The organism is Candidatus Zixiibacteriota bacterium (assembly GCA_014728145.1).
Lineage (GTDB): Bacteria > Zixibacteria > MSB-5A5 > JAABVY01 > JAABVY01 > WJMC01.
Genome location: WJMC01000052.1, coordinates 1 through 9113 on the forward strand (window position 1 = coordinate 1; position 9113 = coordinate 9113).

Annotated in this window: 7 protein-coding genes; all 7 read right to left on the minus strand. The window is 50.9% G+C overall.

Annotated elements, in window-relative coordinates:
* On the minus strand, positions 1-1789 hold a 1789-nt coding region (locus tag GF404_02960; GenBank protein ID MBD3381136.1), incomplete at its 3' end, for a S8 family serine peptidase.
* A 56-nt stretch (positions 1790-1845) separates the two neighbouring features.
* Complete coding sequence (locus tag GF404_02965; GenBank protein ID MBD3381137.1) at positions 1846-2166, minus strand: heavy metal-binding domain-containing protein; 321 nt, start codon at positions 2164-2166, stop codon at positions 1846-1848.
* Between the two features lie 173 nt (positions 2167-2339).
* Positions 2340-2726 carry a hypothetical protein gene (locus GF404_02970; protein MBD3381138.1) on the minus strand — a complete coding sequence of 129 codons (387 nt, stop codon included), beginning with the start codon at positions 2724-2726 and terminating at the stop codon, positions 2340-2342.
* A gap of 66 nt (positions 2727-2792) precedes the next feature.
* Positions 2793-4562, minus strand: coding sequence for a hypothetical protein (locus GF404_02975; GenBank protein MBD3381139.1), 1770 nt, complete (start codon positions 4560-4562; stop codon positions 2793-2795).
* Positions 4563-4571: 9 nt separating this feature from the next.
* Entirely contained in the window at positions 4572-5543 is a 972-nt protein-coding gene (locus GF404_02980; GenBank protein ID MBD3381140.1) for a DmsE family decaheme c-type cytochrome, read from the minus strand.
* 47 nt (positions 5544-5590) lie between these two features.
* Complete coding sequence (locus GF404_02985) at positions 5591-6208, minus strand: TetR family transcriptional regulator (protein MBD3381141.1); 618 nt, start codon at positions 6206-6208, stop codon at positions 5591-5593.
* Between the two features lie 157 nt (positions 6209-6365).
* Entirely contained in the window at positions 6366-8912 is a 2547-nt protein-coding gene (locus tag GF404_02990) for a formate dehydrogenase subunit gamma (protein ID MBD3381142.1), read from the minus strand.
* Positions 8913-9113 lie beyond the last annotated feature (201 nt).

Below are 9113 nucleotides of genomic sequence, written 5' to 3' on the forward strand. Positions count from 1 at the left end.
ACGTATCCTGGTAACCTCCTGACCCGTTCAGGACGAGATCGAAAACGACCATCCTTCCGGCGCTTATCGAGTCATCGAACGCGATCCTGTAAGGCTGACCTGAATTGGAGGTTGAATCGTTTAAAGCGATTGCTCCGTAGTCGGCTGATGAGTCCAGCACGACAGCATCCCCACCGCGTGCGCGAACAACAGCGCTGACACCCAGAATCCCCAGACCACTGTTTGTAAGTTCAACTTCGATCGAGGCGGTATCACCTGCATTAATCGAGGGGCCGGTCACCGATTTGACATACAAATTGGGTTGATCGTTTGCCGGCAGAAGCTTCATCGCCTCGGGCAGGTAAATCACGCCATAGCCGGAAGTAGAATCCGGTCCCGGTTCTTCGATATCGATGGCTGAATACATCAGCGCTTTTTTTATCGAGTCAACCGGTGCATTTGGATTGACCTGCCTCAGAAGAAGAGCTGCCGCGGCTACATGCGGGCAGGCAAATGAAGTACCTGTACCGGTACCGTAGCCACCGGCATCGGGATACACCTCGAGCGGGAAGGTAAGCGGTACGTTCCGACCGGGCGCGACAACATGAGGCTTGATCGCAGTCTCATCACAATCAGAGGGACCGCGAGAGGAAGAATTGTCCACCCGCAGACTGTCGTAGTCACTGTTGATCATCCCGACTGAAAACACAGTGTATTCACTCAGGACCCTGATGGCGGGATTGGCCAGGGAACGAAAAGTCGGGCCCTTGTTACCGGCGGCGTAGACTACCACCACACCGAGAGCTTCGAGGTTGCTGATAAAGCCGTCGAAAATATCCATACAGCCGGCGTAGTTCTTCGTATAGCCCCACGAATTCGAGAGCACATCCGGCACATCCTCGGAGGTATTGGGATCACCATCCGGATCCGCTCCCCACTGTAAAGCATCGAGAATAAAATTCTGGTCTTTAATGTCAGTTACCCCGGCCGCGATCCATTCCGCACCAAAAGCCGCCCCGATTGTATCCCCGGTAGCGTCATCCTTGCCGACTACCGCGCCCAGAACCGCCGTCCCGTGAGACCTGATTGAAGAAGAGCTGATATAAGAGGTATCGAAGATATGCGGAAAAGTGTCATTGAGTACAGGATTGAACCAGCATTGCTGGTGAGGATAGCGGTTGCCTCGATAATTCGAGAGCAGGGCCGGATGATCACCTTCGACCCCGGTGTCGAACGATGCCAGAAGTGTACCCTCACCGGTGTAACCGAGCTTCCAGAGGCTGTCAGCACCGATAACACGCAGGTTTTCACCAGCACCAGTGGCTTTTTTCGATATCGGCTGGAAATCCTCGACCGGTTCAATGATCGAAACCGGCAGGTCGGGATATATCTTTTCTATTTCGCCAAACTCGGCCAGTTCGTCCACGAGGTCGCTTCTGACTTCGGCCCGGATTACGTTGTCGAGCCAGTAGGATTTGACAAAACGGACACCATCGCCCTGACTGTGACCATTCAGGTAATCCAACAGACGGGCCTGTGACTGTCGGGCGTGCTGTTTGAGCGATGTCACTGCCAGGCTGTGGGCGGCCTGACGAGTATAGCTTGCAAGCGAGAGGCGGTTTTCGAGCTCGTTTTTGCTGAGGCGGTCGGAGAGACGGATGATCACCTTGACATAATCCTGTCCGCTTGAAATCTTATCCGTGACCAGGCTGTGGACTTCAGCCGCCTGTGAGTAGGCAACTCCGAAGGCCGTTATGCAAATTGATAGAATAAATGAAATCAGGATGGTATTTTTCATCTTCTCTCCCATGCGGAATTGTCGCGCTTACATATATTATACAGATAAAAAGCCGAAAACGTTGTATTTTAGACGGCCCTTAACCGCACCGCCGTACCCGAAGCACTCACCATCAGCATTCCCTCGCGGATGACTTCGTAATCCAGATCTATCCCGATGACAGCTTCAGCTCCCATACCGGAAGCGTTGGCCTGCATTTCCTGAAGAGCTATTGACCGTGCGCGGTTGAGTTCTTTTTCGTAACTTGCCGAGCGTCCCCCGACGACATCGCGAATCGAGGCGAACACGTCCTTAAAGACGTTAGCGCCCATAATTGCTTCGCCGGTAACGATTCCGAGGTAATCGACGACTTTGTAACCGTCAACGGTGTTAGTGGTGGTCATAATCATGGCAGTCTCCTTTACTGGCAGTTGCAGTCATTTAAGATAACAGTTTGGAACAGATTTTCAATTAATTTATTGCAAATCTGATGCATCATTTTACGCGTTTCAACAGAAAAATAGATATTAAAAAACGCCGCCTGCTTAAAACAGGCGGCGTATGTATAAGTGCGGCAGAATGCCTACTTGTTCATGACCTGGTCGAGACCGATCTTGACTCCGGAACGGATTACAAACAGAGAACCGGTTTCATCACCGTAGACATAACCGAGCTCATCGGTTAAGTCGTAGTACCAGCCCTCGCTGTACCATTCGATCCCGGTCGAGACCTTGTAATTGAGACCCAGGCCGATTTCGGCCAGCTTGTACTCCAGGTCGGAGTAGTTGTGCATATCGCCGAAGGTATAATCGAGATGTTCGATCGCCTCATCAGGGGTGGGCATATTGACCGGTTCCAGGGCGGCATCGCTCTGGGTGTAGTTGCCCTGGAGTGAGAGGCTGAGCAGGGGGGTCGGCATAAACGTCACACTGCCGTACAGGCTGTGTGATTTGCTCTCGTAATCGCTCATGGCGTAAAGCGATCCGTAATGTTCTATTCCACCAGTCCCACCGGGACTGTTAAATATATGACCCGCTCATCCATCGAACATCGCCACAGTGATCGGCCCGCGTGATTTATGCATACTGTATGTGTATCCCATCGTTACGAGCCACTGATTCTGAGGCATGATATTGAGATTGAGGTTGGGTTGAAGCGATGAATGCTCCACATCCAGGCTGTCGAGATCATCGTTTTTATCATAGGTGAACTTCAAGCCTCCATGCAGGCTGACACCTTTCTGCAAACGGACATCTCCCTTGAAATCGAAGATATGCTTTGTAGTCGGCAGAGAAGTGACATCCTGGTATTTCAGCTCCTCGCGCTGGAAGTAGTACACCAGGCCGTTGTTGGGAAGAGGCAGAAGCTCGTCATGACCGACAGCTTCGAACAATCCCCGATAGCTGGTAAACGGATCCTTGATGGCTTCCAGGCGGTACTTGATGGTAGCTGAATAATCGAGCCCGTGGCGGTAACGCAACTTGGCCTGACCATAATATTTATTGGTCACGGCATCGTTGTCCTTGGTAGGATAGTCATAGCGCTTGGTGTAATCGTAACCGCCCAGGGCCGATACCTTCAACCTGTTCATCGGCCGGTAGATGAACTCCACGCTGGCCTCACCCTCCATCCGATCGAGGGAGGAATAACGGATATAATCGAAATCCTGTCCGCCACCCGTACGGGGCTGGTCGGTCTCCTGGTTGTAACGCCAGAGAGGAAGATCGATTTCGAAATCCTCTGCATCGGTATTGGAAAGGCCGGTTCTGACGATCACGCTCCAGATCGGAGTCAGGGGCATGCTGAAGTTCAGCGTACCTCCCAGCGTAGTCGCCTTGCGATCGTCGACCGGACCGATAAACGAGTTTTCATTTTCATAGCTGTTTTTGGTCTGGAAATAACTGGCAGAACCGCTCAACCTGTACTTTGGAGAACGGGTGTAAAAGCGCAGGGTATTTCCGATTTTCTGGACATCCGGGTAGACCGAGAAATCGACCTGGGTGCTGTCGAAGATCACCCGTGAACCAAACTCGTCGATTTTATCGCCTTTGACCGGATGCTTGGCCTCATCGTAAAAGACCGAGGGTGATTCGGCATTGGAGCTGAACTGGCTGAACACAAAATCATAGCTCAGCCCGACCGGGCCCGGTTCTGCCGAGAGGCCGATATTGAACTGGTTGACCGAACGATCGATCTCAACCGATTTCGAGGTCAGGTGACAGCTGAAGCAATGCGTCGAAGAGACCTTCTGCTCATCGCCTTTGTCCATCCAGAAACGATGTCCGGCATTGATACGCACGTTGTTCTTCTCTGAGATCAGAGCCGACACCTGGGTGGTGATCCGATGACGATCATAATTGTAGTCGACTCCCGGGCTGAGGTCCTCATGAGTCATCATCTTTCCGCCCATACTGCCGTCAGCCAGTTCCTCGCGTGCATTGATATTGTCGAGAAAGTCGGTTTGCAACTGGCGCCGGAAGAGCTTGTAGTCAACCTCGATCGAAAGCCTGTTCTGATACTGAAGATCGAACATGGCCCCGGCGTTCTTGTTGTCATAAAAGTACCCGTCGAAGTTCATGAGAAAATCAGAACCCCTTCCAAACAGTTGAAACCGTCCTTCCGGATAAGCGTCGCTGTAAATATGGTTGTATTCCCTGACTTTTTTGGCGTAGTCATTGAAGTCGGAATAGCGTCCGCCCACCCATAAATTGTAGCTGTACTCCGCCTCGGCGTAGACCGAACAGATTCCGATCAGGAGGCTGAAAACGAAGTACAGAGCGAACAGCTTAAGTATCGTTTTGTGCATTTTACCTCCCTATCTTGTCATCTGCCCGCCCTGGCCGGAAATCGACTGTGCCGGCAGGTCGGAGCCGTGAATCTGGGTGTGACACTGTGTACATTTGGTCAACATGCCCTGTTTGAAACCATCATGCGAAGAATCAAAGAAACGTCCCGGCTGTTGCGGGGCTTCCAGGTTCGTGCTGTCGACACCGGGTATGGTGGCATGAAAATGCATCGAATGACAGTTCAGGCAGAGCGCCGGTTCAGCCTGGGTCAGAAGACCGTTGGCGACCGATCCATGAGGCTGGTGACAGACACCGCAGTCCTCGTTAACCGGTTCATGCTCAAACAGGAAAGGACCTTCCTTGTCGACATGACAGGCAAAACACTGCTGACGGCCGTCATCATCGATCATGGCGAAAGAGGCTTCCGAACCATGGATCTGATGGCAGTCCATACAGCTCATCTTGCCCTCTTCGACCGGGTGATGCGAAGGCATGTAAAAAGCGGCGCGGACATCGCTGTGACAATCGTAACAGAGTTCCGGCATCGGCTTTTTCATGCTCTGGCCAGCGGGTTTGTGAACCTGATGGCAGTCCGAACAGGTCATGTCTTCGGTGGCATGCGGTGAAAACTCCCAGTTGTAGTACTTACTGCCACCATGGCATTCAAGACAGGGATCGACCTGGTTGTCATCTCCCAGCCTGGCCGGGTTGATGATCGAGGCCGGATCCATCTCGTCTACATGCACCGATCCGGGACCGTGACAGGCCTCGCAGGAACGCTCACCATACTTGGCTGAACCTGAAAGCAGTGTTCCATGCGAAGTCATGTCGAAGTTTTCGCCGACATCGTCATGGCACTCCAGGCACATTTCATTGCCAACGTACATCTTGCCGTCCGACTGATCTGCCAGAGTCTGCTCACCGGCATACAGCATAGCCGCCAGTAGCAGGCAGGTCGCTGTAACCAGCAACCTGGCAGTCATCTTGTGGCTTTTTGTCATTCTGAATTGACCTCCCTTCTGTCTGATTTTGTTTCTGCTGTCATCTACTATTTCTCATTTTTATTTATCAAACCGCGAACATATATCGGGATATTATTGGCGATCGCATGCGAGGGTTCTATCCGCTCGCCAACACCGGACTCCAAAAGATTTATCCCCATGGCACAATCCATGATCATGCCGATAAAACATCTGGCTGTTATCTTCGGATCGGTGTCTACTACCTGCGCCTGCTGTCTCAACCGCTTAAGGTGTTCAGTTATGAAATTGATGAATCTTCCGCGTATCTCGCTACTGATATTTTTTGCCTTTTCATGACCGCTCAAAGCCGAGAACAACAGCAATCTGTACAGATCGACATTATCAGTCAAAAATCTGATCAGGAACTCCGCAGTCATCATCAATATCTGCTCGAGATCATCGACATCAGAGAGCTGTTCGAAAAGCGCGTCACACTGCAACCTGGCAGGTAAACTGTCCAGCACAGCATCGTAAATCTCAGCCTTGGAATTAAAATGCTTATACAAACCCGCCTCGCTGATCTGGCAGGCATCCGCCAGCTGCCGGGTGGAAACCCGGTCGTATCCCTCCAGGCTGAAAAGACGGGTTGCTTCAGCTATAATCTGATGTTTTCGATCACCTTTTATCGTATCCACATCCATCATGTTAGTTAGTGATTACTAACTTAAAACGGGCTCAAACTGATGTCAAGTATTTCTTTCCATAACCCGTTGAAATAGACAGGATTACCAAAAATATACAGGGCTATCTCGGTCTTCTTTTCGCCTTTATATAAAGCATTAAAAAGAAGTGGTCGCGCGACTATTTTTTCTCCTCGGAGTCGTCGGATTTGTCATCTTCCGATTTCTTTTCCGCAGACTTTTTTGCTGGCTTACCAGTTATTTTTTCGTACCAGATCGGGTGATGATGGCGGGCCCATTCGCGGGTCACAAAACCATCGATCAAAACCCGCCAGGTCCCCGGGTTTGCGATCGTGCCGAGATAAGCATGCGACAGAACTCCGGCGATCAGGATGAAACCGACGAAGTTATGGACTGTCGATACAAGACAGATAGTCGAAAGCTGGAAAGCGTCCTTGAATACCAGGATCACCCCCGAAACCGACATTATCAGGCCGAAGATAGCGGTGTACCAGAAGAACATCTTCTGTCCCGCATTGAATCTGCCTGCCGGCACCTCGCCCGAGTAGCCGAGGTAGCCACCGATCAGGCGCACCCAGATCTTGTCATAGGAAGCGAATATAGCATCTTTGAACCAGATCGCTATACCCAGTATGGTAGTTACGATGAACACCACTCCGGCCCAGATATGATAATCTAACATCTGTTGCGGTGATTTAAAGAACATTTCCTGCCAGATGGTGAGATTGAAGGCCAGGACCAATCCCGTAAATGCCAGGAGGATAAATGAAATCAACCGGAACAGGTGCACACCTCGTTCCAGAAACGAGAAGCGTCTGACCTCGCCGGAACCATAGACGAAACGGATCCGCTTGGGACCATAGCGATGGTAATGCAGGGTGATTAAAAAGACCACCAGGATGATCATGAAACTGACCAGCGGGCTGAGTATCTGTTGGTGGAAAGTATTTATGTGAAAAACTGTGGGATTGCATCCCAATCCGATACCGATACTCTGGGTGACAACCTCACCTTCGGTATTGTACATATCGACCACTTTCTGGCCCTTGAAGAAATGGGCGTCGTAGCCGTGGCACTCGAGGCAGTTGTTGCTTCCCAGGGTCATCCTTGCCGGTGCGACATTATGGCTGATCGGGTATTCGGTCTGGCTTTCGACCTCCCGCTCGAGCGTCATCAACAGGTCATTTTCACCCAACGTATATGCTTTTCCACCCTTAATATAGGCCGGGTTGACCTGGTTGAAACGGGGGTTGTTGGCCAGGCTTTGCTTAAAAGCATTCAGCCCTGCGATTATCTCCGCTTCAGTATTGACCTCGACTTCACCATCATCGTTGTCGTCCTCAATCTGCTCGGAATACAGTTCCCAGGCGGTTTCATGTTCGCTCATAAAAAGCGGGTAGAGATTACCATCGGAATCTATATTACCCCAGTAAGCTGTGTGGATTATATTCATCGGGTAGATAACCTGGTTTTTCTGACGAACATATGTCGGTTTCCATGAAGACGGACTGCCGACTCCATCGGCATCAGGCGGATTGGTAATCACTGTTATCTCACCTGAGGAGAGATCAAAACCCATCGCGGCCGCCCGACCGAGTTTGGGAATATGGCAGGCCTCACAACTGATTCTCTTTAAGTGAGAAGGACGGACTTCCGTGTGATGAGGTACTGTCGCCCCGAGGTACCCCTCCATGTGACATTCCCTGCACCCCAGCATCAGGTTAGCGCTGTCTTCGGGATCGATTGCCGTGTGGGCATGAGGTCCGCGGGCGAAGTTATGGCTTATATCCGCGGGATGGCAGTCGGTGCAGGTCATGCCCTGTTCCGAATGGATATCGGGATTGACCGCGTCATTGCAGGAGAAACCCCGCTTCTTGACACCGGAAGCGCCATGGCAGAAAACGCAGTTCTCATCCGGGCTGACAGAAACATCGATTGAAATCGTGCCGTCGGTGTTGAAATAGCGTTTGTTGTAATTGACCACCGGTGTATCGCCGTAGGTTACATAACCATCGACGATCCCCAGGTTCGAACCGGCCACAGTGGCCCACTGGAAATTTTCATTCTGGAGCTGTTCCACCCGCGCCGCGAAATTGTACCCGTGCATATGGCACAGGAAACAATCCGCTTCGATCACACCGCTTTGATCCCAGTTGCTCTGGTGATAATCGCCATCGAGGGATTCCTTCAGCTCCGGATTGTCCGCCAGATGTTCGTCGTAGCGGTTACCCTCACGGTCAAATTCCATACCGCCTCCGCCCGGATGACAGGCTCCGCAGGTCGGATCGCCCGGATTGTAGGACGCGCTGGCGATAAATTTATACACCGGCAGGTCGATTTCAGCTTCAGTGTCATTGTGTTTCTTGGCGAACTGACGAAATGATGTCAGGCAGAAACCGCCCATCCGACCATCGGACAATACCCAGGGCTGATTATCCGCCACCCCGAAAGTGTCCGAGATAACATCCCAGCCCTGCTGAAAATGATAGCCCTCGGTTATGGCGTCGTAATCATGACAAAGGCCACAGGTAACCCTGGTCGAAAACGGCGCGTTGGGATTCTCGCCATTGATCGGATCGATCATATCAAAATTTTTATCGAACAAGTTGATATTGGGATGACGCGCGCTCAAAACAGACACGCTGATCATCACTAAAACGATCAGAGTAAATATCAGTATTGAATTAAATCTTTTACCTGCGGGCATCGTCTAATCCCCCTTAAAAAGTTCTCTGGCAGTTTGCGGGTGCCATTATAGATTTACGAGCCATAGCTAATTATATCTCTCGGAATAAATACGATATAAATAAAGATTCCACCAAATCAAAATTAAAATTTGACATTCTATCACTACTTATTTGCTAAGGTTTGAGCCGGTTTACTATCGATGAACCCTTCAGGACATTGG